Origin of the sequence: Cellulomonas dongxiuzhuiae (assembly GCF_018623035.1) — a bacterium.
In the GTDB taxonomy this organism is placed as follows: domain Bacteria; phylum Actinomycetota; class Actinomycetes; order Actinomycetales; family Cellulomonadaceae; genus Cellulomonas; species Cellulomonas dongxiuzhuiae.
On sequence record NZ_CP076023.1, the window covers coordinates 3062802 to 3089501 of the forward strand.

At 74.0% G+C, this 26700-nt stretch carries 25 protein-coding genes; 19 read left to right on the top strand and 6 right to left on the bottom strand.

All coding sequences use genetic code 11. The features are described 5' to 3' along the window. The first annotated feature begins 81 nt into the window (after positions 1–81). The 9 genes from uraD to KKR89_RS13815 are packed head-to-tail and all read left to right on the top strand — an operon-like array spanning position 82 to position 10218. Complete coding sequence (gene uraD, locus KKR89_RS13775) at positions 82–642, top strand: 2-oxo-4-hydroxy-4-carboxy-5-ureidoimidazoline decarboxylase (RefSeq protein WP_208195931.1); 561 nt, start codon at positions 82–84, stop codon at positions 640–642. Continuing rightward, positions 639–959 carry a hydroxyisourate hydrolase gene (uraH, locus tag KKR89_RS13780; RefSeq protein WP_208195932.1) on the top strand — a complete coding sequence of 107 codons (321 nt, stop codon included), beginning with the start codon at positions 639–641 and terminating at the stop codon, positions 957–959. The genes uraD and uraH overlap by 4 nt, the downstream gene beginning before the upstream one ends. A 1-nt stretch (position 960) precedes the next feature. Beyond that, positions 961–1863, top strand: a complete 903-nt coding sequence (gene pucL / locus KKR89_RS13785) for a factor-independent urate hydroxylase (protein WP_208195933.1) — start codon at positions 961–963, stop codon at positions 1861–1863. A gap of 10 nt (positions 1864–1873) precedes the next feature. Then, positions 1874–3265, top strand: a complete 1392-nt coding sequence (allB, locus tag KKR89_RS13790; RefSeq protein WP_208195934.1) for an allantoinase AllB — start codon at positions 1874–1876, stop codon at positions 3263–3265. Positions 3266–3322: 57 nt separating this feature from the next. After that, positions 3323–4531 carry a pyridoxal-phosphate-dependent aminotransferase family protein gene (locus KKR89_RS13795; protein ID WP_208195935.1) on the top strand — a complete coding sequence of 403 codons (1209 nt, stop codon included), beginning with the start codon at positions 3323–3325 and terminating at the stop codon, positions 4529–4531. Next, entirely contained in the window at positions 4528–5799 is a 1272-nt protein-coding gene (locus tag KKR89_RS13800) for an allantoate amidohydrolase (protein ID WP_208195936.1), read from the top strand. Before KKR89_RS13795 ends, KKR89_RS13800 begins: the two co-directional genes overlap by 4 nt. Continuing rightward, the gene (locus KKR89_RS13805; protein WP_208195937.1) at positions 5796–6680 is read left to right on the top strand and encodes a MurR/RpiR family transcriptional regulator; all 885 of its coding nucleotides are present in this window, start codon (positions 5796–5798) and stop codon (positions 6678–6680) included. Before KKR89_RS13800 ends, KKR89_RS13805 begins: the two co-directional genes overlap by 4 nt. Beyond that, positions 6680–7477, top strand: a complete 798-nt coding sequence (locus KKR89_RS13810; protein ID WP_208195938.1) for an FAD binding domain-containing protein — start codon at positions 6680–6682, stop codon at positions 7475–7477. Before KKR89_RS13805 ends, KKR89_RS13810 begins: the two co-directional genes overlap by 1 nt. After that, positions 7474–10218, top strand: a complete 2745-nt coding sequence (locus tag KKR89_RS13815) for a molybdopterin-dependent oxidoreductase (protein WP_208195939.1) — start codon at positions 7474–7476, stop codon at positions 10216–10218. The genes KKR89_RS13810 and KKR89_RS13815 overlap by 4 nt, the downstream gene beginning before the upstream one ends. 171 nt (positions 10219–10389) lie before the next feature. Here KKR89_RS13815 and KKR89_RS13820 read toward each other — a convergent pair whose 3' ends face one another. Then, positions 10390–11328, bottom strand: a complete 939-nt coding sequence (locus KKR89_RS13820) for an XdhC family protein (protein WP_208195940.1) — start codon at positions 11326–11328, stop codon at positions 10390–10392. Positions 11329–11432: 104 nt separating this feature from the next. On the opposite strand from KKR89_RS13820, the gene KKR89_RS13825 reads away from it, so the two are divergent. From KKR89_RS13825 to KKR89_RS13855, 7 genes are all read left to right on the top strand, one after another. Next, positions 11433–11993 carry a nucleoside deaminase gene (locus KKR89_RS13825; protein WP_208195941.1) on the top strand — a complete coding sequence of 187 codons (561 nt, stop codon included), beginning with the start codon at positions 11433–11435 and terminating at the stop codon, positions 11991–11993. 194 nt (positions 11994–12187) lie between these two features. Next, positions 12188–13267 (top strand): ABC transporter substrate-binding protein, encoded by a 1080-nt coding sequence (locus tag KKR89_RS13830; protein WP_208195942.1) that lies wholly within the window; start codon positions 12188–12190, stop codon positions 13265–13267. A 10-nt stretch (positions 13268–13277) separates the two neighbouring features. After that, positions 13278–14099 (top strand): ABC transporter ATP-binding protein, encoded by an 822-nt coding sequence (locus KKR89_RS13835; RefSeq protein ID WP_208195943.1) that lies wholly within the window; start codon positions 13278–13280, stop codon positions 14097–14099. Continuing rightward, entirely contained in the window at positions 14096–14965 is an 870-nt protein-coding gene (locus KKR89_RS13840; RefSeq protein ID WP_208195944.1) for an ABC transporter permease, read from the top strand. The genes KKR89_RS13835 and KKR89_RS13840 overlap by 4 nt, the downstream gene beginning before the upstream one ends. Continuing rightward, on the top strand, positions 14962–15843 hold the full coding sequence (locus KKR89_RS13845) for an ABC transporter permease (protein WP_251140895.1): 882 nt from the start codon (positions 14962–14964) through the stop codon (positions 15841–15843). The genes KKR89_RS13840 and KKR89_RS13845 overlap by 4 nt, the downstream gene beginning before the upstream one ends. After that, positions 15836–16393, top strand: coding sequence for a nucleotidyltransferase family protein (locus KKR89_RS13850; protein WP_208195945.1), 558 nt, complete (start codon positions 15836–15838; stop codon positions 16391–16393). The genes KKR89_RS13845 and KKR89_RS13850 overlap by 8 nt, the downstream gene beginning before the upstream one ends. A gap of 86 nt (positions 16394–16479) precedes the next feature. Beyond that, positions 16480–17316: an HAD family hydrolase gene (locus KKR89_RS13855; RefSeq protein WP_208195946.1), complete on the top strand. Its 837-nt coding sequence runs from the start codon at positions 16480–16482 to the stop codon at positions 17314–17316. Between the two features lie 556 nt (positions 17317–17872). Here KKR89_RS13855 and KKR89_RS13860 read toward each other — a convergent pair. Continuing rightward, the gene (locus tag KKR89_RS13860; protein WP_208195947.1) at positions 17873–18733 is read right to left on the bottom strand and encodes a Fic family protein; all 861 of its coding nucleotides are present in this window, start codon (positions 18731–18733) and stop codon (positions 17873–17875) included. Continuing rightward, the gene (locus tag KKR89_RS13865) at positions 18730–19209 is read right to left on the bottom strand and encodes an NUDIX hydrolase (protein ID WP_208195948.1); all 480 of its coding nucleotides are present in this window, start codon (positions 19207–19209) and stop codon (positions 18730–18732) included. Before KKR89_RS13865 ends, KKR89_RS13860 begins: the two co-directional genes overlap by 4 nt. A gap of 85 nt (positions 19210–19294) precedes the next feature. Between KKR89_RS13865 and KKR89_RS13870 the strand changes: the two genes are divergently transcribed. Beyond that, positions 19295–20746 (top strand): NAD-dependent malic enzyme, encoded by a 1452-nt coding sequence (locus KKR89_RS13870; RefSeq protein WP_208195949.1) that lies wholly within the window; start codon positions 19295–19297, stop codon positions 20744–20746. 61 nt (positions 20747–20807) lie between these two features. Here the strand turns inward: KKR89_RS13870 and KKR89_RS13875 are convergent, their stop codons facing one another. The 3 genes from KKR89_RS13875 to KKR89_RS13885 form a co-directional block, all read right to left on the bottom strand. Then, positions 20808–21740 (bottom strand): carbohydrate ABC transporter permease, encoded by a 933-nt coding sequence (locus KKR89_RS13875; RefSeq protein WP_208195950.1) that lies wholly within the window; start codon positions 21738–21740, stop codon positions 20808–20810. After that, positions 21737–22762 carry an ABC transporter permease gene (locus tag KKR89_RS13880; protein WP_208195951.1) on the bottom strand — a complete coding sequence of 342 codons (1026 nt, stop codon included), beginning with the start codon at positions 22760–22762 and terminating at the stop codon, positions 21737–21739. The genes KKR89_RS13875 and KKR89_RS13880 overlap by 4 nt, the downstream gene beginning before the upstream one ends. Before the next feature lie 83 nt (positions 22763–22845). After that, on the bottom strand, positions 22846–24522 hold the full coding sequence (locus KKR89_RS13885) for an ABC transporter substrate-binding protein (RefSeq protein WP_208195952.1): 1677 nt from the start codon (positions 24520–24522) through the stop codon (positions 22846–22848). A 319-nt stretch (positions 24523–24841) separates the two neighbouring features. On the opposite strand from KKR89_RS13885, the gene KKR89_RS13890 reads away from it, so the two are divergent. Next, positions 24842–25690, top strand: a complete 849-nt coding sequence (locus KKR89_RS13890; RefSeq protein WP_208195953.1) for a formate/nitrite transporter family protein — start codon at positions 24842–24844, stop codon at positions 25688–25690. 120 nt (positions 25691–25810) lie between these two features. Beyond that, complete coding sequence (locus KKR89_RS13895) at positions 25811–26647, top strand: hypothetical protein (RefSeq protein WP_208195954.1); 837 nt, start codon at positions 25811–25813, stop codon at positions 26645–26647. Positions 26648–26700: the final 53 nt, after the last annotated feature.

The window sequence follows — 26700 nt, forward strand, 5'->3', positions numbered from 1 at the left end:
GTATTCACGCGGCTGAAACAGCCGTTTCCCTCGGTGACACATCGCCCGCCTACGGTCGGCCGCGGGTGAGAGGACACGCCGATGCTGCTGGAGGAGTTCGACGCACTGCCCGAGGCGGAGGCGCTCGCGCTGGTGCGGACCTGCGCCGACGTGCCGTGGTGGGCAGCAGCGGTCGTGGCCGCGCGCCCGTACGCATCCGTGGCGGACCTGCACGCGCACGCCGGGGTGCAGGCACTGGCCTGGGGGCCGCGGGACGTCGCGCAGGCGCTCGCCGACCACCCCCGCATCGGCGACCGCCACCGGCGGCCCGGTGCCACGGCGGCGATGTCGGCGCGCGAGCAGGCCGGTGTCGACGCGACGGACACCGACGTCGCCGCGCGGCTCGCCGCGGGCAACGCGCGCTACGAGCGCCGCTTCGGGCGCGTGTTCCTGGTCCGCGCCGCGGGCCGCAGCAGCGCCGAGATCCTCGCCCTCCTCGAGCAGCGGCTGACGCACGACCACGCGACCGAGGCCGAGGTCACCGCGCAGCAGCTGCGCGAGATCGCCGCCCTGCGGCTCGCCGGGCTGGTCACCGCGCCGACCGACGCGGCGGGGCCCGCCGCGACCCCGGCCTCCCGCCCGGCACCGGGGCACGTCGCATGACCACCTGCTCGACGCACGTCCTCGACGCCGTCGTCGGCCGACCCGCCGCGGGGCTCGACGTCACGCTGCTGGCCGCGGACGGCGCCGTCCTGGAGGCGGGTCGCACCGACGCCGACGGCCGCCTGTCCTGGACGACCACGCTGGTCACGGGCACCTACGGCCTGCGCTTCGCGACGGGCGACTGGTTCGCCGCCGCCGAGGTCGCGACCGTGCACGCCGCGGTCCACCTGGAGGTCCTCGTCGACGGCACGCAGCCGCACTACCACCTGGCGCTGCTGCTGAGCCCGTTCGCCTACACCACGTACCGAGGGAGCTGACATGGCCGCGGGAGACGTCGTCCTGGGCACCAACCAGTACGGGAAGGCCGAGGTGCGGCTCGTGCGGGTCACGCGCGACACCCCGGTGCACGAGATCGAGGACCTCACGGTGACCACGCAGCTGCGCGGGGACTTCACGGCCTGCCACACGGCGGGCGACAACGCGCACGTCGTGGCGACGGACACGCAGAAGAACACGGTGTACGCGTTCGCTCGGCAGCACGGCGTCGGGTCGCCGGAACGATTCCTGCTGCGGCTGGCCCGCCACTTCGTCGACGGGTTCGAGCAGGTGACGGGCGGACGGTTCGTGGCCGACGTGCACGCGTGGGACCGCATCGCCGTCGACGGCCAGGCGCACGACCACGCGTTCGTCCGCACGGGCCGCGAGACGCGCCGCACCGTCGTGCACGTCGACCGCGACGACGTGCACGTGCTCTCGGGGTTCACGGGCGCGACCGTGCTCAAGTCGACCGGGTCGGAGTTCTGGGGGTTCCCGCGCGACACCTACACGACGCTCCCGGAGACCAAGGACCGCGTGCTGGCGACGTCCGTGACGGCGTGGTGGCGGTGGGCCGACCCGGACGTGGACTTCGACGCGCGCTACCCGGTGGTGCGCGACCTGCTGCTGGCGACGTTCGCGCAGGTCCACTCGCTCGCGCTGCAGCACACGATCTACGAGATGGGCCGGGCGGTGCTGGAGTCCTGCGCCGACGTCGCGGAGGTGCGGCTGTCGTGCCCCAACAAGCACCACGTCCTCGTCGACCTCGAACCGTTCGGGCTCGACAACCCGAACGAGGTGTTCCATGCCGCCGACCGCCCGTACGGCCTGATCGAGGCGGCGCTGCACCGCGAAGGTGACACGCCCGTGCCGCACGTCTGGGCGTCCGTGCCCGGCTTCGTCTGAAGGGGCGACGATGACGACGACGGTTCCGCACGACCCGCCGACCGCGCTGCCGGGCCCGGTGCCCGGCGACCTCCTCGTCGCCGTCCGCGGCCGGCAGGTGCTCGTCGACGGTGCCCTGCGCCCCGCGACCCTGCACGTCGCCGACGGTCGCGTGGTCGGGGTCGGGGCGTTCGACGACCCGGCGGAGGGCCCGGTCCTCACCGCGCCGGACCACGCGTACGTCCTGCCCGGGGTCGTCGACACCCACGTGCACGTCAACGAGCCGGGCCGCACGGCCTGGGAGGGATTTGCGTCCGCGACGCGTGCGGCGGCCCTCGGCGGCGTCACGACGCTCGTCGACATGCCGCTCAACAGCATCCCGCCCACGACGACGACGCACGGGCTCGCGGCCAAGCGCCGCGCCGCGACGGGACAGCTCTCGGTGGACGTGGCGCTGTGGGGCGGCGCCGTGCCGGGCAACCTCGACGACCTGCGTCCGCTGTGGGACGCGGGCGTCATGGGCTTCAAGTGCTTCCTGTCGCCCTCGGGCGTCGACGAGTTCCCACCGCTGGGGCCCGCAGGCTTCGAGGCGGCGCTGCGCACGGTCGCCGCGTTCGACGGCCTGGTCATCGTGCACGCCGAGGACCCGGCGGTCCTCGACGCCGCCCCCGTGCGCCCGGGCGGCGCGTACCGCGACTTCGTGGCGTCGCGCCCGCACGAGGCGGAGACCGCGGCGATCGCGCGCGTCGTCGCCGGCGCCCGCGCGACGGGCTGCCGCGTGCACGTCCTGCACCTGTCGAGCGCCCGCGCGCTGGACCTGCTGGCCGACGCGCGCGCCGAGGGCCTGCCCGTGACGGTCGAGACGTGCCCGCACTACCTGACGTTCGACGCCGACGCGATCCCCGACGCGTCACCCGCGCACAAGTGCTGCCCGCCGATCCGCGACGCGGGCAACCGTGAGGCGCTGTGGGACGGCCTGCGGTCGGGGGTCGTCGACGTCGTCGTCACGGACCACTCCCCCGCGACCGCGGCCGAGAAGCTGCGCGGCGACGGGGACCTGCAGCAGGCGTGGGGCGGCGTCGCGGGCCTGCAGGTGGGCTTCCAGGCCGTCGCGCACGGGGCGCTGGCGCGCGGCATCGACATCGCGCAGGTCAGCCGCTGGATGTCGACGTCCACCGCGGACCTCGTCGGCCTGACGCACAAGGGCCGCCTGACGCCGGGTGCGGACGCGGACGTCCTGGTGCTCGACCCGCGGGTGCCGCTGCACGTCGACGTGCGGACCCTCGCGCACCGCAACCCCATCAGCGCGTACGACGGCCTCGCGCTGTCGGCGTCGGTCACCGCGACGGTGCTGCGCGGGCGCGTCGTGGCGCGCGACGGTGCGGTCACCGCGGGCACCGGCCGCCTGCTCTCCCGGACGTGACCCCCCACGCACCTGGCGGAAACGTCGGTGAAACGGTCGTTTCGTAGCGTGCCGCACATGACCCTGCACCCCCCGCACCGCCTGCTCATGGGACCGGGTCCGATCAGCGCCGACCCGCGCGTGCTGCGGGCGATGTCGGCGCCGCTGGTCGGGCAGTTCGACCCGGTGATGACGGGGTACATGAACGCGACCCAGGACCTGTACCGCCAGGTGTTCCGCACGGCCAACGACGCGACGCTGCTCGTCGACGGCACCGCGCGCGCCGCGATCGAGGCGGCGGTCGTGTCGCTCGTCGAACCGGGCGACCGCGTGCTGGTGCCGGTGTTCGGGCGCTTCGGGCACCTCCTGGTCGAGATCGCGCGCCGCGCCGGCGCCCGGGTGGAGACGGTCGAGGCGCCGTGGGGGCAGGTCGTCGAGCCGCAGCGCGTCGCCGACGCCGTGCGCGCCCACCGCCCCCGGCTGGTGGCCGTCGTCCACGGCGACACCTCGACGACGATGCGTCAGCCGCTCGCCGACATCGGCGCCGTCTGCGCCGAGCACGACGCCCTGCTCTACGTCGACGCGACCGCGTCCCTGGGCGGCAACGACGTGCGCACCGACGACTGGCAGCTCGACGTCGTCACGGCCGGGCTGCAGAAGTGCCTCGGCGGGCCCTCGGGCAGCGCACCCACCACGCTGTCCGACCGCGCCCGCGACGCGGTCGGGGCACGTCGGCACGTCGAGGAGGGCCTGCGCACCGACGACGACGAGCCGCGCGGCACCGTCATCGGCTCCAACTACCTGGACCTCGCGCAGCTCCTCGACTACTGGGGCCCGCGCCGGCTCAACCACCACACCGAGGCCACGTCGATGCTGTACGCGGCGCACGAGTGCGCGCGCATCGTGCTCGAGGACGGGCTGGACGCGACCGTCGAGCGCCACCGTCGCGCCGGGGCCGCGATGCTCGCGGGCGTGCAGGGGCTGGGGCTGCAGGTGTTCGGCGACCCCACGCACCGCATGCACAACGTGGTCGCGGTGCAGGTGCCCGACGGCGTGGTCGCCGACGCCGTCCGCGCGACGATGCTCGACGACTTCGCGATCGAGATCGGGACGTCGTTCGGCCCGCTGCACGGGCGCGTCTGGCGCATCGGCACGATGGGCTACAACGCGCGCAAGGACGCCGTCCTGACGACGCTCGCGGCCCTCGAGCACGTGCTGCGCCGGCACGGGGTGGCGGTGCCGGCCGGTGGCGGCGTGAGCGCCGCGCAGGAGGTGTGGGCCGCGTGACGACGGCGCGCGAGGTCCTGGCCCGCTGCGACGCGCTCGCGGCGTGCAGCGACCACCCCGACCACCTCGAGCGCGCGCACCTGACGCCCGCGCTGGCGGCCGCGCACCGGCTCGTCGAGGGCTGGATGACGACGGCGGGTCTGCGGACGTGGCGCGACCAGGCCGGCAACCTGTGCGGACGCGTCGAGGGCCGTGAGCCCGGCCTGCCGGCCCTCCTCCTGGGCTCGCACCTCGACACCGTGCCCGACGCCGGGCGGTACGACGGCATGCTCGGCGTCCTCATGGCGCTGGCCGTCGTCGAGCGGCTGGGCGACGAGGTCGCGACGTGGCCGTGCGCGCTCGAGGTCGTCGCGTTCAGCGACGAGGAGGGCGCACGCTTCGGCACCGCGCTGCTGGGCTCGCGCGCGCTCGCCGGCACGTGGGACCCGGCCTGGTGGGACCTGCGCGACGCGAGCGGCACGACCCTGGCGCAGGCGGCACGCGACTTCGGCCTCGACCCGACGCTGATCGCCACGGCCGCGCGCACGTCCGACGAGCTCGTCGGCTACCTGGAGGCGCACATCGAGCAGGGCCCCCTGCTCGAGGAGGCGGACCGCTCGCTGGGCGTCGTGACGTCGATCGCGGGGGCCCGGCGGTTCCGCGTCGAGGTCGTCGGCGAGGCGCGGCACGCGGGCGGGACGCCCTACCCGCGGCGGCGCGACGCGCTCGTCGGCGCGGCCGAGGCGATCGTGCTCGTCGAGCGCACGGTGCGGGACTCGGGCGCGATCGCGACCGTCGGGCAGCTCGCGGTCGAGCCGGGGGCCGTCAACGTGATCCCCGGGCGTGCGGTGTTCTCGGTCGACCTGCGGGCGGTCGACGACGACGAGCGCGACGCCATGCGCACCACGCTCCTGACCGGCATCGAGGCCCTGTGCACGGCCCGCGGCCTGGGCGTGCACGTCACCGACCTGTACGAGGCGCCCGCGACACCCTGCGCGGGCCGGCTGCGCGCGGCACTGCGCGCCGGCGTCGTCGCCACGGGTGACACCGACCCGATGGACCTGTGGAGCCGCGCGGGGCACGACGGCATGGCGGTGTCCGCGGTCACCGATGTCGGCATGCTGTTCGTCCGCTGCCACGACGGCATCAGCCACCACCCCGCCGAGGCGGTCCGCGAGGTCGACGTGGCCGCCGGGCTCGACGCGTTCACGACCGCCGTGCGCGCCGTCGCGACGGACGCCCGGACGGGCCGCGCAGCGCCCTCGGCACCGGTCGGGGCCCCGGCATGACGACGCCCACGGTGACCGCGGGCGTCGCACCGCCGGTCCCCGGGCTCGCGGACGTGCACGGCCTGCGCCTCGACGAGCGCGTGGCGGTGCGCTACCCCGAGCTGCCCCCGCAGGAGCGCCGGGGCGCCGACGCGCTGCTCGAGCACTTCGGCGACCTCGCGACGTACACCGCGGCCGAGCTGGCCACTCTCGCGGGGGTGTCGAAGGCGACCATGAGCCGGCTGTTCCGCGACCTCGGCTTCGAGGACTTCACGCAGGTGCGCGACCACGTGCGCGGGCTGCGCCAGCACGGGCTGCCGGTCGTGCTCGGCGACGCCCCGGACCTCGACGCGCACGCCGCGACCGAGGCCGCGGCCGTGCGCGCGGCCGTCACGGGCCTCGCGGCGCACCTGGACGCGGTCGCCGACCTGCTCGCGCACGCGCCGCGCGTCCTCGTCGTGGGCCTGCGCAGCAGCTATCCCGTTGCGCTGCACCTGCGCCAGCAGCTCACGCAGGTCCGTCCGCACGTCACGCTGCTCCCCCAGCCGGGGCAGTCGTGGTCCGAGGACGTCGTGGACCTGTCCCCGCAGGACGCGGTCGTGCTGGTCGCGTTCCGCCGCCGGCCGCCGGGCGTGCGGGCGCTCGCCGAGCGGCTGCGCGCCGGCGGGACGCCCGTGGTGCTGCTCGCCGACCCCACGGCGCAGGCCCTGGCGGCGTACGCGACGTGGTGGCTGGAGTGCCCGGTGCAGGCCCGCGGCGCGTTCGACTCCTACGCGGCCGCGTCGTCGGTCGTCGCCGCGCTGGCCGACGCGGTGCTGGCGCGTCGCGGACGCACGGGCGAGCAGCGGGTCGCCGCGATCGACTCGGCGTACCGCACGCTCGGTGAGGTCGAGGCGCGCTGATGGACCTCGCGGTGACGTCCCTGCGCGCGGCTCGCACGCGCGCCGACCTGCGCCTGGCCCCCGGCGAGCGGCCGCTCGCGGGCGGCACGTGGCTCTTCTCGGAGCCGCAGCCGGGCGTGACGGGTCTGGTGGACCTCATGTCGCTGGGGTGGGAGCCGGTCGCGCGCACGGCCGCGGGGCTGCGGGTCGCCGCGACGTGCACGGTCGAGCAGCTCGCGTCCCACGCCCCCGATCCCGCGTGGAACGCGTGGCCGACGGTCGCCGCGTGCGTGGACGCGCTGCTGATGTCGTTCAAGGTCCAGGCGCAGGCGACGGTCGGCGGCAACGTCGCGCTCGCGCTGCCCGCGGGTGCCATGACGAGCCTGCTCGCCGGTCTCGACGCGGTCGCCGTCGTCTGGACGCCCGACGGCGGGGAGCGACGCGAGGCGGTCGCCGACCTCGTCGTCGGGCCCGGCCGCACGACGCTCGCACCGGGTGAGGTGCTGCGGGCGTTCGACGTCCCGACGCACGCGCTGGAGGCGCGTGCCGCGGTGCGGCAGATCGCGCTGACGGCGGTGGGGCGCTCGTCGTCGCTCGTCGTGGCCCGGCGCGACGCCGACGGCACCGTGACGCTCACGGTGACGGCCGCGACGCCCCGTCCCGTGCAGCACCGGTTCGCGTCCCCGCCCACGTCCGCGCAGGTCGACGGGGTCCTGACGGGGCTCGAGTGGTACGACGACCTGCACGGCGCGCCGGACTGGCGACGCGCCGTGACGACCCTGCTCGCGCACGAGGTGCTCGCCGAGGTGGCCGCGTGAGGGTCGACGGCCGCGACGTGACCGCGGTGCCCGAACCCGGCCAGTGCCTGCGCACGTTCCTGCGCCAGGAGGGGCACGTCGCGGTGAGGAAGGGCTGCGACGCGGGCGACTGCGGTGCGTGCACGGTCCTCGTCGACGGGCAGGCCCGCCACTCCTGCCTGGTGCCGGCGGTGCGGGCGCTCGACGCCGAGGTCACCACGGCCGCCGGGCTCGGCACGCCCGACGCGCTGAGCCCCGTGCAGCAGGCGTTCGTCGACGCGCAGGGCTTCCAGTGCGGCTTCTGCACCGCCGGCATGGTCGTCACGGCGACCGCGCTGGCCGACGACGACGGGCACGTGCACCTCGACGAGGAGACGCTCGTCCGCCGGTTCAAGGGCAACCTGTGCCGCTGCACCGGGTACCGCTCGGTGCGCGACGCGCTGGCCGGCAAGACGAATGTCGTGCGCGACGGCGGCGTGGGCGACTCCGTGGCCGTCCCCGCCGGCCGGCGCCTGGTGTGCGGGCGCGAGCCGTTCACGCTCGACGAGCCGCCCGCGGGCCTGCTGCACCTGGCGGTGCTCGGCTCGCCGCACGTGCACGCGCGGATCCTGTCGGTCGACACGAGCCGCGCCCGGGCCCTGCCGGGCGTGCACCTGGTCCTCACGCACCGCGACTCCCCGGACGTCCTGTTCTCGACGGGCCGCCACCAGCACCGCACGGACGACCCGGACGACACGCGCGTCCTCGACGACGTCGTGCGGTTCCACGGGCAGCGCGTCGCGGCGGTCGTCGCGGACTCGCCCACACTCGCGCGCGCCGCGTGCGCGCTCATCGACGTCACCTACGAGCCGCTGCCGGCGGTCCTCGACCCCGAGGAGGCGCGCCGCCCGGGTGCCCCGCTGGTGCACGGCGACAAGGACGCCGCCACGTCCCGCATCGCCGACCCGTCGCGCAACGTCGTCGCCGCGAGCCACGGCGAGGTCGGTGACGTGGCCGGCGCGCTGGCGGCGTCCGCGCACGTCGTGCGGGGCACGTGGCGTACGGCCCGCGTGTCGCACGCCGCGCTCGAGACGCACGCGGCCGTGGGGTGGCTCGACGACGACGGGCGGCTCGTGGTCCGCACCAGCACGCAGGTCCCGTTCCTCGTGCGCGACGAGCTGTGCCACGTGTTCGGCCTGGACCGCGAGCGCGTGCGGGTCGTCGCCGCGCGCGTCGGGGGCGGGTTCGGGGGGAAGCAGGAGCTGCTCACCGAGGACCTCGTGACGCTCGCGGTGCTGCGCACGGGCCGGCCGGTGCAGTACGAGATGACGCGCGAGGACGAGCTCGCGCTGGCGCCCTGCCGTCACCCGGTGCGCGTCGCGGTCACGCTGGGCGCCGACGCCGACGGCCGCCTGACCGCGATGCGCCTCGACGTGCTGACCGACACCGGCGCGTACGGCAACCACGCGCCGGGCGTGCTGTTCCACGGCATCCACGAGTCGGTCGCGCAGTACCGCTGCGCGGCCAAGCGCGTCGACGCCGAGGCGGTGTACACCCACCAGCTGCCGTCGGGCGCGTTCCGCGGCTACGGGCTGGGTCAGGTGCTGTTCGGGCTCGAGTCCGCGATGGACGAGCTCGCGCGCGAGGTGGGGCTGGACCCGTTCGAGCTGCGGCGACGCAACGTCGTGCGTCCCGGTGACCCGTTCCTGGTCAACCACGCCGACACGACGACGGACCTCGGGTACGGCGTGGCCGGGCCGGACGACGACACCCCGTCGTACGGGCTGCTCGAGTGCCTCGACCTCGTCGAGGACGCGCTGGCCACGACGCGGGCGGGCGACGCCGCGCTCGTGCCGGCCGGTGGCCGGTGGCGCGTGGGCGAGGGCATGGCGGTCGCGATGATCGCGACGATCCCGCCACGCGGCCACCACTCGACCGCGACCGTGTCGGTCGACGCCGACGGGCGGTACGAGGTCGGGGTCGGCACCGCGGAGTTCGGCAACGGCACGTCGACGGTGCACGTGCAGCTCGTCGCGACCGCGCTGGGCACGACGCCGGACCGCGTGCGGCTGCGGCAGTCGGACACCGACGGGTCCGGGTTCGACACCGGCGCGTACGGGTCGACGGGGTCCGTGGTCGCGGGCCGGGCGGTGGCGCAGGCCGCGGCGCGGGTGCGCGCGGACCTGGTCGCGGCGGCGTGCGCGGTGGTCGGTGCCGGTGCGACGTCCGACGACGGGGCTGCGTCGGTCGTCGTCGGACCCGACGGTGTGCACGTGGGCGACCACCTGGTGACGTTCGCCGAGCTCGGCCCCCGCACCGCCGAGGGGTCGCACCACGGCAGCCCCCGGTCGGTCGCGTTCAACGTGCACGGCTTCCGCGTCGCGGTCGACACCGCGACGGGGACGGTCCGCGTCCTGCAGTCGGCGCAGGCCGCCGACGCCGGCGTCGTCCTCAACCCCGAGCAGCTGCGCGGGCAGATCGAGGGCGGCGTCGCGCAGGGCATCGGGTCGGCGCTGCAGGAGGAGACCGTGCTGCACGGTGGCGTCGTGACCTCTCGGACGTTCCGTGGCTACCGCGTCCCGCAGATGGCCGACGTCCCCCCGACGCGCGTCCTGCTGGCCCGCACCCGCGACGGCCTGGGCCCGCACGGGGCCAAGTCCATGAGCGAGGCGCCGTACAACCCGGTCGCCCCCGCCCTGGCCAACGCGGTCCGCGACGCGCTGGGCGTCCGCCCGCACGAGATCCCGATGACGAAGGACCGCCTCTGGCGGCTCCTGCACTGACCCGTCTGCGGAAGTGGTCACGCCTGTGACCACCTCTCGGCCCCGGCCGTCCAGGTGTGACCACTTCAGCGTCGAGGGGTCGCCCGTCGAGGCTGACGTCGAGACCGGTCCTGGTCGTCCTCAGCACACTTGGTCGACGACGCAGCGCCGGGTGGCGGGCGCCGGCCGCCGTCAGCGGGGGTGGATCGCCGCCGTCGTCGTCGACAGGGGCCGGCCCGTGGCGCCGTGACGTGCCATGACGACCTCCGCCAGGATGGACAGCGCGACCTCCTCGGGCGTCGAGCCGCCCAGGTCGAGGCCGATGGGTGAGCGCAGGCGTGCCAGCGCGTCGGGGCCCACCCCGGCCGCGCGCAGCGCCTCGACGCGGCGCGCGTGCGTGGTCCGCGAGCCCATCGCCCCGACGTACCGGGCGGGTGAGGCGAGCGCCGCCGTGAGGGTCGGGACGTCGACGCGCTGGTCGTGCGTCAGGACGGCGACCGCGTGCGCGGCCGTCAGCGGGTGCGCGGCCAGCCAGCGGTCGGGCCAGTCGCGGACCACCGCGTAGGCGTCGGGGAAGCGCTCCTTGGTCGCGAACAGCGGGCGCTGGTCGAGCACCGTGACGGCGAGCCCGCAGGCCGCGGCCAGGCGTGTGAGCGCGACCGCGTGCTCGCCCGCGCCGACGACGAGCAGCGGGTGCGCGGCCGGCGTGCGCAGCGTGACGAGCGGCGCGTCGGCGCAGACACGTCCCTGCTCGTCGAGCAGCAGGCACGCGTCGAGGCCCTCGGCGGCGCGGCGCACCTGGTGCAACGCGCCCTCGGGGAGCGCCGTCACCTCGTGGACCAGCACCGTGATCGTCCCGCCGCACGTGAGTCCCGGTGCACCGAGGTCGTCGCCGACCCCGTACGTCACGACGTGCGCCGGCCCCCCGTCGAGCAACCCCCTGCTGCGCTCGACGAGGTCCGACTCCACGCACCCGCCCGACACGCTGCCCGCCACGGTGCCGTCCGACCCCACGAGGAACGACGACCCGACCGCACGCGGCGCGCTGCCCTCGACACGCACGACCGTCGCCGCCACGACGCGTTGACCGGCGTCGAGGCGGCGGACGACCTCCGCGGCCTGGTCCAGCATGCTGCGACGTTACGAAATAAATGTTTCGAGAACCGGCGCGCGAGGGTAACGGCGCCGAAACAGGGCGACCGCACCCTCGAGGCAGGACATCGAGAGGAGTCACCATGTCGATCGTCATCGACCCCGTGGGCACCACCCGTCGCACCGCCGCACCGGCCGACCGGCCGGTCCCCGCGCGCGCCGACCTGCCGACCGACGCCGACGCCCGGTGGCTGCGCCGCGCGGTCGACCTCGCGGCCGCCAACGTCGCCCAGGGCGGCGGACCGTTCGGCGCCGTCGTCGTCGCGGACGGGATCGAGGTGGCCGTCGGGCAGAACCGCGTCACGCGCGACCTGGACCCGACGGCCCACGCCGAGGTGCAGGCCATCCGCGCCGCGTGCCGCGCCGCCGGGACGTTCGCGCTCGACGGCATGACGCTCTACACGTCGTGCGAGCCGTGCCCCATGTGCCTGGCCGCGAGCCTGTGGACACGGCTGGACCGCGTGGTGTTCGCCGCGGACCGCCACGACGCGAGCCGCGGCGGGTTCGACGACTCCGCGTTCTACGAGCTCCTCGCCGTCGACCGGAGCACGTGGGACCGCACACGCGTGCAGGAGCTGCGGCTGCCGGGGTGCACGCGCCCGTTCGACGCCTGGCTCGCGCAGGCGGCACGCACCGCCTACTGACCGGTACCGGCACCGGCGGAATGCTCCTGGACGGTCGACGAGACCGAACCGTGACCGTCGAGGGGCGGCGTTTACACCGGGGACATGAACCGCGACACGAGCCGACACGCCGCGTCCGTAGCGTCACCGCGCGCAACACCTGTTTCACCGCAGCGCGCGACCCCCTCGCGCCCGTCCCCCCAGATGGAGTGCCGATGACCCTCCCCCAGCTTCCCCGGCGCGCGCACCGCACGCGGTTCACCGGCTTCGCGGCCGCGGGCGCGGCCCTCGCGCTCGTCCTGGGTGCCTGCTCGTCCGGCGCCGACGCCGAGGCGGGCGAGGACGCCGGCGCGGACGGTGCCGACCACGGCGACATCACGGTCCAGCTCTCGTGGATCAAGAACGCCGAGTTCGCGGGCGAGTTCTTCGCCGACAGCAAGGGCTACTTCGAGGACGCGGGCTTCAGCTCCGTGACCCTCAACGCCGGCCCGGGCGCCACGGAGTCGATCGTGCTGTCCGGGGGCGCCGACTTCGGCCTGTCCAACGCGATCTCGGTCGGACAGGTCGTGGCGGAGGAGGACGCTCCGCTCAAGATCGTCGGGACGACGTTCCAGCGCAACCCGTTCACGATCCTGTCGCTCACGGACGGCGGTGACATCGCGACGCCCGAGGACCTCAAGGGCAAGCGCATCGGCGTGCAGGCGGGCCCCAACGAGGCGCTGTTCGACGCGCTGCTCGCGATCAACGAGATCGACCCGGCCGAGGTCACCAAGGTGCCGGTCGAGTACGACCCGTCGCCGCTGGTCAACGGCGAGGTCGACGGGTTCCTCGCGTACGTGACCAACGAGTCCATCACGGTCGAGGCCGAGGGCAACGCGGTCACCAACCTGCTCTTCGCGGACAACGGCCTGCCGTTCGTCGCGGAGTCCGTCGTGACGACGCAGGAGATGATCGAGAACGAGCCGGAGAAGGTGAAGGCGTTCCTCGCCGCGGAGATCCGCGGGTGGAAGGACGCGGTCGCCGACCCCGAGGAGGGTGCGCGCCTGGCCGTCGAGGAGTACGGGGCCGACCTCGAGCTCGACATGGACAAGGAGATCCAGCAGGCCACGATCCAGATCGACCTGATCGTCACCGACGAGACGGAGGAGAACGGCCTGTTCACCATCTCGGACGACCTCATCGAGCAGAACCTGCGGACGCTCGCCGCGGCGGGCATCGAGCTCGAGGCCGACGACCTGTTCGACCTCTCGCTGCTCACCGAGCTGCTCGAGGAGCAGCCGGACCTGGCGAAGTGACCCCGCCCCGATGACGCACGTGCAGCAGGACGCCGGTGCCCGGCGGACCCCCTCGGGTCCGCTGGGCACCGGGGTGCGCCTCGACCACCTGGGCAAGACGTTCACGACGGGCCGCCGCCACGTCACCGCGCTCCAGGACACGACGCTGCTGACCGACAAGGGCAGCTTCCTGTCGCTGCTCGGTCCGTCCGGGTGCGGCAAGTCGACGATCCTGCGCATCCTCGCGGGGCTCGAGGAGCCGACGACGGGCACGGCGCTCGTCGAGGGCCGGACCCCGGTCGAGCTGCGCGCCGAGCACGCGCTCGGCATCGCCTTCCAGGACTCCGCGCTCCTGCCGTGGCGCAGCGTGGTGGCGAACATCCGCCTGCCGTTCGAGGTTGCCGGGACGCCCGTCGACGACGCGCTCGTGGCGGACCTCGTCCGGCTCGTCGGGCTCGAGGGCTTCGAGAAGGCGAAGCCCGCGCAGCTCTCGGGCGGCATGCGCCAGCGCGTGTCGATCGCGCGGGCGCTCGTCGTGCAGCCGTCGGTCCTGCTGCTCGACGAGCCGTTCGGCGCGCTGGACGACATGACGCGCCAGCGCCTCAACCTCGAGCTGCTGCGCATCTGGACCGAGAAGCCCGCGACGACCCTCATGGTCACCCACGGCATCTCGGAGGCGATCTTCCTGTCCGACCAGGTCGCGGTCATGAGCCCGCGGCCGGGGCGGGTCAAGGAGGTCGTCGACGTCGACCTGCCGCGCCCACGCACGCCGGAGATGATGCGCACGCCCGAGTTCCACGCGCTGCACGACCACGCGTCGGAGCTGCTCTTCGGCGGCGGGGCGGTCGCGTGAGCGTCGTGACGGGCGAGGCGGGGACGCCCGGCACGACGTCCGCTCCGCCGCGGCGGACCGTCCGGGGCGTGCGTGCCACGGCCCGCCGCTGGGCGCCCGCCGCGGTCGGTGTCGTCGGCGTCGTCGCCGTGTGGTGGCTCGCGGCCGTCACCGTGCTGGCCGGCACGACGACGCCCACCCCCCTGGGGGTGCTGCGCGGGTTCGCCGACGACGGGCTCGGGTTCTACGTCGCGCACCTGTCCGTCACGCTCGAGGAGGCGGTGCGCGGCTTCGCCGTCGGCAACGGGCTCGCGCTGCTGCTGGCCTCGCTGGTGCTCCTGGTGCCGGCGCTCGAGCGGCTCATCATGCAGGTCGCCGTCATCAGCTACTGCCTACCGCTGGTCGCGATCACGCCGATCCTCTACATCGTCATCGGTCCGCCGCCGTCCGGTGAGCCGTCGGGCACGGCCGTCGTCCTCGCGGCGCTGTCGGTGTTCTTCACGACCGTCGTCGGTGCGGTGCTGGGCTTCCGGTCCGCCGATCCCGCGAGCCTCGACGTCGTGACCGTCTTCGGCGGCGGCCGCTGGCAGCAGCTCGTGCGCGTGCGGCTGGTCGCGGCGCTGCCGGGCATCATCGGCGCGCTGCAGGTCGCCGCGCCCGCGGCGCTGCTCGGCGCGATCCTCGGCGAGTACATCGGGGGCGTCGACCGCGGCGTGGGTCCCGCGCTGGTCAACGCGGGGCAGTCGCTGAACGCCGAGCGGGCGTGGGGCATCGCGCTGGTGTGCGCGCTGCTCGCGGGTGCGGGGTACGCGCTGTTCGCGGTGCTCGCGCGGGTCGTCACGCCCTGGTCGGCGGGCGGCAGCGGGCCGGACGGCGGTGCGCCGTGAGCGCGCCCGGCAGCGCCGCGACGGTCATACCGACGCCGGCACCGGGGCCCGTACCGGTCGACGGCGCCCCGCGCGGCCGCTCGCACCCCGCGTGGCGGCGGGTCGGGCGGGTGCTGCTCGACGCGGCCGCGACCACCGTCGTCGTGCTGGTGGCGTGGACCGGCCTGCTGGCCGTGTTCGACGTCTCCCCGTACGTCGGCAAGGGGCCGGCGCAGGTGTGGGAGCACCTGGTGACCGACGCCGACGCCGGCAGCAACCGCACCGAGGTGCTCGGCCTGCTCGGCGAGACGCTGGCGGACGCCTCGATCGGGTTCGTCGTCGGCATGGCGGCGGCGCTCGTGCTCGCGGCCGCGATCGTGCTGTCGCGCACCGCCGAGGCGGCGATCATGCCCGTCGCGATGCTGCTGCGGTCCGTGCCGCTCATCGCGCTCGCGCCGATCATCGTGCTCCTCGTGGGGCGCGGCGTGGCGTCGGTCGCGGTGATGAGCGGGATCGTCGTGCTGTTCCCCGCGCTGGTGACCATCGTGCTGGGGCTGCGCTCGGCGTCACCGCAGATGCGCGACCTGGTGACCGTCCTGGGCGGCGGGCCACGCACCGTGCTGCGCCTGGTGCAGCTGCCCGCGGCGCTGCCGGCAGTGTTCGCCGCCGTGAGGATCTCCGTGCCCGGGGCGATCACCGGTGCCCTCATCGCCGAGTGGCTCGCCACCGGAGGCGGCATCGGGTACGGCGTCGTGTCGGCCGTCGGCCGCGCGCAGAACACCAAGGTGTGGGCGCTGGTCGTGGTGGTCACGCTCGCGTCGCTCGTCCTCTACACGCTCGCGCAGCTGGTCGAGCAGTGGGTGCTCGCGCGGTTCGGCCCGGCGGCGGGGCGTGCCTGAGCCGCTGCTGGGCCTCGTGCTCGCCGCCGGCGCCGGGACGCGCATGGGTCGCCCCAAGGCGCTGTGCACGACGCCCGACGACGTGCCGTGGCTGCGGCGCGCGCACGACGCGCTCCTCGGCGGCGGGTGCGCCCGCGTCCGCGTCGTCCTGGGCGCCGCTGCGGACGAGGCCCGCGCGCTCGTCCCGCCGGGTACCGAGGTCGTCGTCGCGGCCGGCTGGGAGCGCGGCTTGGGCACGTCCCTCGCCGCCGGCCTCACCGGGCCACCCGGCGAGGTGGCCGTCGTCGTCACCCTGGTCGACCTGCCCGACCTCGACGCACGTGCGGTGTCGCGCGTGACCGCCGCGCCGGTCGGTCCGCACGACCTGCGCCGCGCGGTCTTCGGCGGTGTGCCGGGCCACCCCGTGCTGATCGGCCGCGACCACTGGGCGTCGCTGGGGACGCACCTGCACGGTGACGCGGGCGCCCGCGGCTACCTGCTCACCCACCCGTCGCTCGAGGTCGACTGCACCGACCTGCCCGGCGGCCACGACCACGACACCCCGGTCTGACCGCCCGGACCGCGCGCGTGTCCGACCGCGCCGCTACGCTCGCGCAGGTCACGTCCTCGCCCCTGCCCCCGGACCCGCGGAGCGTCATGGTCGACCAGCACCCCGCCGACGCGGCACGTCGGACGCAGCCCCGCGCGCCGCGCCCGCGCGTGGCCGCGTTCTTCGACCTCGACAAGACCATCATCGCGACGTCGTCGGCCACCGCCTTCTCCCGCGGCTTCCTCGCCGAGGGACTGCTGAGCCGGCGGTCCGTGGTGGCGTCCGCGTACGCGCAGCTCGCGTACCTGCTCGGCGGTGCGGGCGAGACGTCGACCGAGCGCCTGCGCGCCGCCCTCTCCCGGTCGGTCGTGGGGTGGGACGTCGAGCAGGTGTCCACCATCGTGCGCGCGACGCTGCACGACTCGATCGACCCGACCGTCTACGCCGAGGCCGTCGACCTCATCGCCGCCCACCACGCCGCCGGTCACGACGTCGTCGTCGTCTCGGCGTCGGGCACCGAGGTCGTCGAGCCGATCGCGGAGATGCTCGGCGCCGACGCGGTGATCGCGACCCGGATGGCGGTGGCCGACGGCCGCTACACGGGTGCGATCGACTTCTACGCGTACGGCGAGAACAAGGCCGTCGCCATCCGCGAGCTCGCGGAGGCCCGCGGGTACGACCTCGCCGCCAGCTCCGCGTACTCCGACTCCGTCACCGACGCGCCCATGCTGGCCGCCGTGGGCCACGGGCACGTCGTCAACCCGGACCGGGCGCTGCGCCGGCTGGCCGCCGACCACGGCTGGGACGTGCTGACCTTCCGGCGTCCCGTGCCGCTGCGCCGGCTCGACACGCAGGTGCGGGTGACGACCGGTGCCGTCCTCACGGGCGTCGCGCTCGTCGTGCTGGCGCTGGTGTGGTGGCGGCGCCGCCGACGGTCCGGTTGACGGACGTGGGTCTCGCGATGCGGCCCACCGCAGCCCGCTGACCTGCGACGACGCTGACGGCCGTTGCCCCGTCTGGACGAGCGGGTGTAGGACATGACCACAACCGAACGACCGGGGGAGCACCCACGGCAGGAGTAGCCCACCTATGGGCAGGTCGACCGGGCTGGTCCCGGAGCGAACCGCGATGATGCACGCTTGATCACTCCCCCGGTCGTCGGTACGGCGACGGCGTCCCGTGCGGGCGCCGTCGTTCGTGTCCGGGCACCGTGGGCGCGGGCGGGCTGCTGGCGGCTCGCGAGCTCGAGATCGCCCGCCTCGTGGCGCTGATCCAGGACGTGTCTCCCCCGTGGTGCGGGGAGCCAGGTGAGCGCGTGACACGATGCCGCCGTCGACAGGGTCGGTGCCTCGCGCCCGGAACGCGATCCCCCCTATGGTCCGACCCATGACGACGCCCGTCCCGCACGCGGCGGACGGTCGGCCAGGACCCGTCCCACCCGTCTCCTGACACGACCCGCAGCATCGGACCCTGGCTCCGCACACCGAGGGGAGACACGCCCTAGGTGCGCCGCCCCGCGAGCACCTCGTCGGCCACGCGGCGGGCATGACCGGCCCCACGGACGACGGCCTCCCCGTACGCGACGACCCAGCGCGCGACCGCGTCGACGTCACCGGTCGCGTACCGCGCGGCCGCTGCGAGGTACGTCGGGGGTGCCTCCTGCCACACGAGCTCGGGCAGCACCGAGCCCGTGGGGTCGAGCCCCGTGCGCGTCGCCATGAGGCGCGCTGCCGCGCGTGCCACGACGCCGTTGGCCCCCGCGAACGGTCGGGCCGTGAGCAGCTCGGCGTGGACCACCGCCACGACGACGAGGGCGGGCGCGCGCGTCGCCGCCGCGTCGCGCAGCACGCCCGTGACGCGCGCCGCGGCCACGTCGGGCGACGGCGCCGCGCCGAGCCCGCGCAGGTCGCCCGGGGGCCCGCTGCGCGGCCGTCCGACCTCGGCGTCCGGCAGCACGTCGGCCGCGGCGGCCGCGTGCAGCCGGGCGAGCACCTGCGGCAACGCGACGCCCGCACCGGTGTCGCGCGACCCGAGGGCCGGCAGCTGCGCCTCGACGACCGCCTGCGCCCGCAGCGCACCCGCAGCGACCGCGTCGGTCCCCGCTCCGGGCGCGGCCGTGCCGGTCGCCCAGGCCCGCAGCGCCTCGACGCCGACGGGCGCCCCGTCCAGGGCGGCCGACGCCGCCGCCGCCCGCAGCCCTGTCTCGGCACGCACCTCGCGCCACCGGCGCCGGAACGCCTCGTGCCAGCGCAGCTCCTCGCACGCCGCGCGTGCGGCGTCGACCGCGGCTGCCACTCCCGGCAGGCCCGCGATGCTCGCGAGCGCGTCGCCCGCGCCCGGCGCGGACGGGGTGACGCTCATGCGGTGAAGAGCGCCTCACCGCGCGCGGGCAGTGCTGCGGCGACGCGTGCGGACATCGACCCCGACATCGCCGGCAGCGCGTCCAGGTCGAACCATCCGGCGTCGGTGTTCTCCCCGTCGGCCGGGAACGGGTCGCCGGACACCCAGCGGCACCGGAACGTCAGGTCCAGGTACAGGGACCGGTCCCCGTTGTCGTAGACCACCGGCCCGACGACGCCCACCAGCGCGAGCCGCTGCGCCGTGGCGACGACGTCGGCCTCCTCCAGCACCTCGCGCACGGCCGCCACGGCGGGGTCCTCCCCCGGGTCGACGATCCCCGTGACAGGCGTCCACGCACCCGTGTCGGACCGGCGCACGAGCAGCAGACGTGGGCGGGGACCGTCCTCGCGCAGCACGACCGCGGTGACCCCCGGCAGCCAGAGCTGGTCGTGCCCCACACGCTCGCGCAGGGCCAGGACGAAGGGCGGGACGGGCACGCGCCGATGCTACGCGCCGCCGCCGACGCCACGCCGGGAGGCCCGTCGCAGGCGCCCCGGGCCACGTACCCGCCACAATGTCGCCATGGTCTCTGCGCCGTCCGTGTCCTCGTCCATCACCGCCCGGCTGGAGGTGCGGGCCCGGCCCACCGCCGTCTCGGACCTGACCACGGCCATCGAGCGCGCCGGGGGGATCGTCACGGCGCTGGACGTCACGGCGTCGTTCCACGAGACCATGACGGTCGACGTCACGTGCGCGACCCGCGACGCCGACCACGCCGCCGACGTGGTCACTGCTCTCGAGGGCCTCGAGGGCGTGGTCGTCCAGCGGGTCTCCGACCGGACGTTCCTCATGCACCTGGGCGGCAAGCTGTCCATCGAGTCGAAGGTGCCGCTGCGCAACCGCGACGACCTGTCGATGGCGTACACCCCCGGTGTCGCGCGCGTCTGCCAGGCCATCGCCGACCACCCCGAGGACGCGCGGCGTCTGACCATCAAGCGCAACACCATCGCCGTGGTCACCGACGGCACCGCCGTGCTGGGCATGGGCGACATCGGTCCGCTCGCGGCGCTGCCCGTCATGGAGGGCAAGGCGGTGCTCTTCAAGCGGTTCGCGGACATCGACGCGTTCCCGATCTGCCTCGACACGACCGACGTGGACGCCATCGTCGAGACCGTCGTGGCGATCGCACCGGTCTTCGCGGGCATCAACCTCGAGGACATCTCCGCGCCCCGCTGCTTCGAGATCGAGCGGCGCCTGCGCGAGCGGCTCGACATCCCGGTGTTCCACGACGACCAGCACGGCACGGCGATCGTCGTGGTCGCGGCCCTGACCAACGCCCTGCAGGTCGTCGGCAAGCAGATCGGCGACGTGCGCGTCGTCATGTCGGGTGCGGGTGCGGCCGGGACCGCGGTGCTCAAGCTGCTGCTCGCAGCCGGCGTGCGCGACGTCGTCGTCGCCGACATCGAGGGCGTCGTCCACGCCGACCGGCCGGGCCTGAGCCCGTCGCTGCGCTGGACGGCCGAGGCCACGAACCCGCGCGGGGAGACGGGGAGGCTGCGCGACGCGGTCGTCGGCGCCGACGTCTTCATCGGGCTGTCCGCACCCGACGTCATCACCGGGGACGACGTCGCGCGGATGGCGCCCGACGCGATCGTCTTCGCCCTGGCGAACCCGCGCCCCGAGGTCGACCCGGACGACGCCGCGAAGTACGCGGCGGTCGTCGGCACGGGACGCTCGGACTTCGCCAACCAGATCAACAACGTCCTGGCGTTCCCCGGCGTGTTCCGGGGCCTGCTCGACGCGCAGTCGCGCACCGTGACGGAGTCGATGCTCCTGGCGGCCGCGCACGCGCTGGCGTCCGTCGTGCACCCGGACGAGCTCAACCCCACGTACATCGTGCCCAGCGTCTTCCACCCCGAGGCGACGACGGCTGTCGCCGCCGCGGTCCGTGCCGCGGCCGAGGCTGAGGCAGGACACACGTCGGCCCGGCCCGACACCGGCGCGATCGCCACCGTCCGGTCCCCCCGGGCCTGAACGCACGCGACCCCGGCGAGGAGAAGTCCTCGCCGGGGTCGTCCGGTCGTGCGGTCGCGCGTCAGCCCTTGACGGAGCCGAGCATGATGCCGGACACGAAGTACCGCTGCACGAACGGGTAGATGCACAGGATGGGGATGATCGTGAGGATCATCGTGACCGCCTGGATGTTCGCCGCGATCTCCGACGTGCTGGACCCGGAGGCCGCCGCGCCCTGGGACGCGGTCGACGAGGCACCCGCAATCATGTTGCGCAGGTACAGCGTCACCGGGAACAGCTCCTGCTTGTCGAGGTACAGGAAGGCCGCGAACCAGTCGTTCCAGATCGCCACCGAGTAGAAGAGGATCATCGTCGCGATGACCGCCTTGGACAGCGGCAGCACGATCCGCCGGAAGATCCCCCACCAGCCGAGCCCGTCGATCTGCGCGGCCTCCTCGAGCTCCGTGGGCATGTTCTCGAAGAACGACTTCATGACGAGGAGGTTGAACACCGAGATCGCTCCCGGGAGCACCACCGCCCACATCGTGTTCTTCAGCCCGAGGGTCTGGATGAGCACGTAGTTCGGGATGAGGCCGCCGTTGAAGAACATCGTGAACACGGCGATGCCGATGAGGACGTTCCGCCCGCGCAGTGCGCGCCTCGCGAGCACGTAGGCGAGCAGCGTCGTCAGCACCATGGCGATCGTCGTGCCGACGAGCGTGTAGACGACGGTGTTCTTGTACGACGACCAGAAGAGGTCGTTCGCGATGACCACCTTGTAGGTGGTCAGGTTGAAGCCCACGGGCCAGACGTTCACCATGCCGGCCTTGACCGCGCCGGCACTGCTGAACGACTGCGCCAGCACCGTGACGAACGGGTACAGCATGAACCCGCACAGCAGCACCAGGAACGTGCCGTTGAACCACGTGAACGTCTTGTAGCTCTTCGAGTCGCGCGGTCCGACGGACACACCACCGCCGGCCGAGGGCGTCGACGTGAGTGCGCTCTGGGTCACCACAGGCTTGCTCCTACCACTCGGCGCGACACGAAGTTCGCGGTGAGGATCATCACGAGGCCGATGATCGCCTGGAACAGTCCGATGGCCGTCGCATAGCTGAAGTTGTTGGCAACCAGACCCACGCGGTAGAGGTACGTCGAGACGACGTCACCCGTGGCGTAGGTCAGCGGGTTGTACAGGAGCAGGACCTTCTCGAACCCGACGTTGAGGAACAGCCCGATGTTGAGGATGAGCAGCGTGACCATCGTCGGGCGGATGCCCGGCAGCGTGATGTGCCAGGTCTGGCGCCACCGGTTGGCGCCGTCGATCCGGGCCGCCTCGTAGAGCGAGGCGTCGACCGTGGTGAGGGCCGCGAGGTAGAGGATCGTGCCCCAGCCGACGGTCTGCCAGATCTCGGAGCTGACGTACACGGTGCGGAACCACTCGGCACGCTGCAGGAACGGGATCGCCTCCCCGCCCATCCCCTCGATGATCTGGTTGACCGTGCCCTGCAGCGACAGCAGCTGCATGAGCATGCCGACCACGATGACGACCGAGAGGAAGTGCGGCAGGTAGGAGATCGACTGGATGACTCGCTTGAATGCCGCCTTGCGCACCTCGTTGAGCAGGAGCGCGAGGACGATCGGCAGGGGGAAGCAGAAGAGCAGGGTGAGCCCACCGAGGATCACCGTGTTGCCGAAGACGTTCCAGAAGTTGGGGTCGTTGAGGAACAGCTCGACATAGCGCATCCCGACCCATTCGTCGCCGAAGATGCTGCCGCCCGCGCGGAACCGCCGGAACGCGATGATGTTGCCGAACATCGGCACGTACCGGAACACCAGCAGGAACAGCACCGGTACCAGCGCCATCGCGTAGAGCACCCAGTCGCGGCGCAGCGTGTGCCGCCAGCCGATCTTCCGTGCTCGAGGTCGTGCCTTACTACCCGGGTCCTCGCCGTCGACCGACGACGGAACCCTCCCTCCGGATGACGCCTGGACCGAGGTCCCGAGGACGTCACCCGTCGCGTGTGCCGCGCTCATGTCACTCCTTCGTGGGCGGATCGGTGGTGCGGCGGGCCGGCCCCGCGAAGGGACCGGCCCGCCGCACCTCGTCGAGCCTGGGCTCAGCCGTCGTTCCCTGCGGCGCGCTCTGCTGCGCCGTTGATGAGATCCATGTAGCCCGGCACGCCCTGGCCCTCAAGCCCGGACACGTAGGCGTCCCACTCCGAGAGGTCCTTCTGCCCGAGGATGAACCCGAGGGTCGCCGTGTCCACCGTGTCCTTGAGCGGGGTGCTCAGCAGCGAGGCCTGCTCGAGCTCGACCTCGTCGAGCGGGTGCGGCGGGAACGGGTCCCGCGGCGTGCGGTTCGACTGCACCGAGTCGATGTACTCGACGAACGCCGGGACGTTGTAGGACTCCTTGAGCGCGCGCGACTCGGTCGACCCGGCGAAGACGTCGTTGGCGTAACCGAGGTCCTTCTTGAGGTCGATCGTGCCGGACGGGTTCAGGTTGAGGTTCGTGAGCTTGTAGTCGGGCTCGAGGGTGTACTTGCCCTCGGCGTCCTTGGTGTAGTGCTCACCCTCGACACCCCACTGGATGAGCTCGCGCGCCTCCGGGTTGTAGTAGAGCCAGTCCGTGAACGCGAGCAGGTCGCAGAAGTTCGGGTCGTTCACCGCTTCCTTGGTGAGCATGAACCCGTTCCAGAAGTTGCGCGGCTCGACGAAGTCGCCGGCCGGACCGCCCGGGGGCGCGATCTGGACGAGCTCGTAGTCCGTGACACCGGCGGCGTCGAGCGCCGTCGCGAACTCCTGGACGGTCCACGAGCCACCCGAAGCCGCGAAGACCTTCTCCGCCGCGAACTTCTCGGTCACCGTGCCGCCGCCGTCGTCGGCAGCCGTGAAGGACTCGCTGTCGAGCAGCCCGGCCTCGTTGAGCCCGGCGAAGTACGTGACCATGTCCTTGTAGCCGTCGGTGGTCGCCGCGTAGACGAACTCCTCAGCGTCCTTGTCCCACCAGGCGCCGTCGCCGAAGCCCCAGCCACCGACCGTGCCGAAGGCGTGGGCCGCGTAGTTGATCATCGACTGGCCCTCGAAGCCGTCGGCCAGCGGCGTGCTGTCCGGGTACTTGGCCTTGATGAGCTCCATGCCCTCCTGGAGGTCCGCCCAGGTCTCGGGCGCCGGGGCGCCGACCTCGTCGAAGACGTCCTTGCGGATGATCAGCGTGAAGGTCGGGACGGAGACCTCCTGGAGACCCGGCGTCATGTAGTACTTGCCGTCCTCCTGCCGGAGGTCGTCGACCATGTCGCGCAGGTCCCACTCGTCCACGTACTTCTGGAAGTTGGGCATGTAGTCGGCGTAGTCGCTCAGCGGCACCACGGCGCCGGAGGCCGCGAACTGGCGCTCCTCACCCGTGTACACGAGCGGGATGATCTGGGGCGCGTCACCGGCGCTGATCAGGAGGCTGCGCTTCTCGATCGCGTCGCTGAACGGGATGTTCGTCAGGTTGAGCTTGACGTTCGTCCGCTCCTCGATCTCGTCGAAGAACTCCCAGCTGTCCGTGATCGGGAAGTCGGCCCAGTCGGTCCAGAGCAGCGAGAACTCGCGCGGCTCCGCGGCCTTCCACGGCTTGTCCGCGACCGCCTCGGTCGAGCACTCCAGGTCCTTGGCCTCACCGTCGGCGGTGGTGTCCCCGCCGTCCCCGCTGCCGCAGGCGGCGAGCGCGAGCGCCCCCACCAGCGTCAGCGCACCGGCGGCCCGCGCTGAGCGCGTCCGCCGTCCTGTCAGATGTCCCGCACGTGCCATCAGGGCTCTCCTCTTCGAGATCCGTCCCAGGCCACGACCCGGGCGTTGTTGCAAGGGGTTCACCGCCGGCGCCGGTCGATCCGTCGCTCGGCGTCAGCGGCCCGGAGGGACAGTACGGCATCCTTGCCGCAGGCCCTTCGGAGTCATCGGTCGATGCCGTTGGATTAACGATACATCTGCCGATGTGCCGGGACGCTATGCGCCGCCGCGCGTGCCGGTCAAGCGTCCGACCGGGTCGTGACCGGATCGTCACCGGACAGCAACCCAAGAGGCACTTACGTCCCACCCGGGTGCCCCCACCTGGGCCCACGATGGGGGCGTGCTGACCATCCCCGAGGCCGTCGCCGCGCACGCCGACGCCGCCGTGCACAAGGTCGACCTGATCCGCACGCCCGGCCTGTTCCTCGTGCGCACCGCGCTCGCCGGCGCCTACATCGGCATCGGCGTGCTCATCATGGTGACCGCCGGCGGCCCGCTCACCGCCGTGGGCTCACCCTGGGCGCCGCTGGTCAACGGCGCCGTCTTCGGCATCGCGCTCACCATCGTGCTGGTCGCGGGGGGCGAGCTGGCCACCAGCGCCATGATGGTCCTCACGCAGGGCGCGATGCTCGGACGCGTCGGGTGGGGCCGCGCGGGTCTCACCCTGGTGGCGTGCCTGGCGGGCAACCTGCTCGGCGCCATGGCCTTCGCGGGCCTCCTGCACGTCTCCGGCGTCCTCGCCCCGGGTACCGCGGGCGGCGCGGCGATCGCCGGCATGATCGAGCACAAGGCCGAGGCGACCACCCCGCAGCTCGTGGTGCGCGGTGTGCTGTGCAATCTCCTGGTCTGCCTCGCGGTGTGGTGCTGGGCACGCCTCACGAGCGAGACCGCGAGGATCGTCGCCGTGTTCGCGTGCGTCCTGGTGTTCATCACGTCGGGCTTCGAGCACGTGGTGGCGAACATGACGACGTTCGCGCTGGGGCTGTACGGCGGGCTGCCCCACGCGACGGTCGCGGAGTTCGCCCGCAACGTGGCCGCGGTCGGTCTGGGGAACACCATCGGCGGCGGGCTGCTCGTCGGCGCCGCGTACGCCTACGGGGCCCGGCAGGTCGACGCCACCTCGGCGCCGCCGCCGGCGGTCGCCGCACCCTCGGCCGCCGTCCCGGCCCCCGCCCTCCCGCGGCGCTGAGACTCCGGCCCCGAGCACTGCCCGCCGGGCTCCGCGCGCCGCCCGGCGGACCGTCGACGCTGGCCCTACCGTGGGAGCGCCAGGCGTCGCACGACGCACCGCCGTGATCGAGGAGCAGGCGTGAGCGCCACGGATCCGAAGCGCCCCGTCGACCCGACGGGCACAGGGGACGCCGCGTCCGGGGCCGCGGTGCCCGGGGCCGCGCCGGGCGACACCGAGACGGACACGGGACGCCACGCGGTGTCGCGGCCGGCGCCCACACCCCCGGGGCCCGTGCGCCAGGGGCACGACGCGCCCGACCCCGTCCGCCCGCCCGCCGACGACGCGAGCGCGGGCACCCCGTCGCCGGTCCCGACCCGACCGGCCGCCGGCGGGTCCGGGACGGACGAGGGCAGGTCCGGGACGGACCGCGCCAGGTCCGGCCCCGACGGCGACCGGTCCGGGGCGGACGACGAGCTCTTCCCCGACTCCCACGCACCGCGTACGCCGCACGCCGGCACCCACGTGCTCGGCGCCCTCGTCGGCCTGGTCCTCGCACCGCTCGCGCTCGGTCTGCTGCTGCTCGGTCAGAGCCGCATCCTGCGGGTCCAGGTCGAGGGCTGGGACGCGTCGCTCGAGCTGCTGGGCATCGTGCTCGTCAGCGCGGGCGCGCTGCTGCTCGCTGGCCTGCTCGCGCTGGGCCTGTGGTCCGCCGCCGTGCCGCTCACCGCCGGGCTCGTGCTGGGGGTGGTCGGCGGGCTGCAGATCTACGCGCCGGGCATCGCACGCGAGACGACGCTCGACGTCGTCGGCGCCGACAGCTGGGAGCTGACGGTCACGCAGGCGACGGTCGCGGGGACGTCGGGCACGACCATCGCCGTCGGCGTGCTGCTGCTGACGGCGGGCGCGGTCGTCGCGCTGACACGGCGCCACGGCGTGCGGCTCGGCGCGTTCCGCGAGCGCAACCGCACGGTGTGACGCGTCCGGCAGCGTGCGGGACGGTGCGCGAGATCGACATCCAGGACTAAGGT

Excerpts from the sequence above, each read along its gene's own strand:
- KKR89_RS13870 (WP_208195949.1), top strand. The coding sequence starts at position 19,295 with ATGGTCTCTGCGCCGTCCGTGTCCTCGTCCATCACCGCCCGGCTGGAG.
- KKR89_RS13795 (WP_208195935.1), top strand. The coding sequence starts at position 3,323 with ATGACCCTGCACCCCCCGCACCGCCTGCTCATGGGACCGGGTCCGATC.
- uraD (WP_208195931.1), top strand. The coding sequence starts at position 82 with ATGCTGCTGGAGGAGTTCGACGCACTGCCCGAGGCGGAGGCGCTCGCG.
- KKR89_RS13825 (WP_208195941.1), top strand. The coding sequence starts at position 11,433 with ATGTCGATCGTCATCGACCCCGTGGGCACCACCCGTCGCACCGCCGCA.
- KKR89_RS13860 (WP_208195947.1), bottom strand. The coding sequence starts at position 18,733 with ATGAGCGTCACCCCGTCCGCGCCGGGCGCGGGCGACGCGCTCGCGAGC.
- KKR89_RS13820 (WP_208195940.1), bottom strand. The coding sequence starts at position 11,328 with ATGCTGGACCAGGCCGCGGAGGTCGTCCGCCGCCTCGACGCCGGTCAA.
- KKR89_RS13885 (WP_208195952.1), bottom strand. The coding sequence starts at position 24,522 with ATGGCACGTGCGGGACATCTGACAGGACGGCGGACGCGCTCAGCGCGG.
- KKR89_RS13855 (WP_208195946.1), top strand. The coding sequence starts at position 16,480 with ATGGTCGACCAGCACCCCGCCGACGCGGCACGTCGGACGCAGCCCCGC.
- KKR89_RS13835 (WP_208195943.1), top strand. The coding sequence starts at position 13,278 with ATGACGCACGTGCAGCAGGACGCCGGTGCCCGGCGGACCCCCTCGGGT.
- allB (WP_208195934.1), top strand. The coding sequence starts at position 1,874 with ATGACGACGACGGTTCCGCACGACCCGCCGACCGCGCTGCCGGGCCCG.
- KKR89_RS13810 (WP_208195938.1), top strand. The coding sequence starts at position 6,680 with ATGGACCTCGCGGTGACGTCCCTGCGCGCGGCTCGCACGCGCGCCGAC.
- KKR89_RS13830 (WP_208195942.1), top strand. The coding sequence starts at position 12,188 with ATGACCCTCCCCCAGCTTCCCCGGCGCGCGCACCGCACGCGGTTCACC.
- KKR89_RS13880 (WP_208195951.1), bottom strand. The coding sequence starts at position 22,762 with ATGAGCGCGGCACACGCGACGGGTGACGTCCTCGGGACCTCGGTCCAG.
- pucL (WP_208195933.1), top strand. The coding sequence starts at position 961 with ATGGCCGCGGGAGACGTCGTCCTGGGCACCAACCAGTACGGGAAGGCC.
- KKR89_RS13805 (WP_208195937.1), top strand. The coding sequence starts at position 5,796 with ATGACGACGCCCACGGTGACCGCGGGCGTCGCACCGCCGGTCCCCGGG.
- uraH (WP_208195932.1), top strand. The coding sequence starts at position 639 with ATGACCACCTGCTCGACGCACGTCCTCGACGCCGTCGTCGGCCGACCC.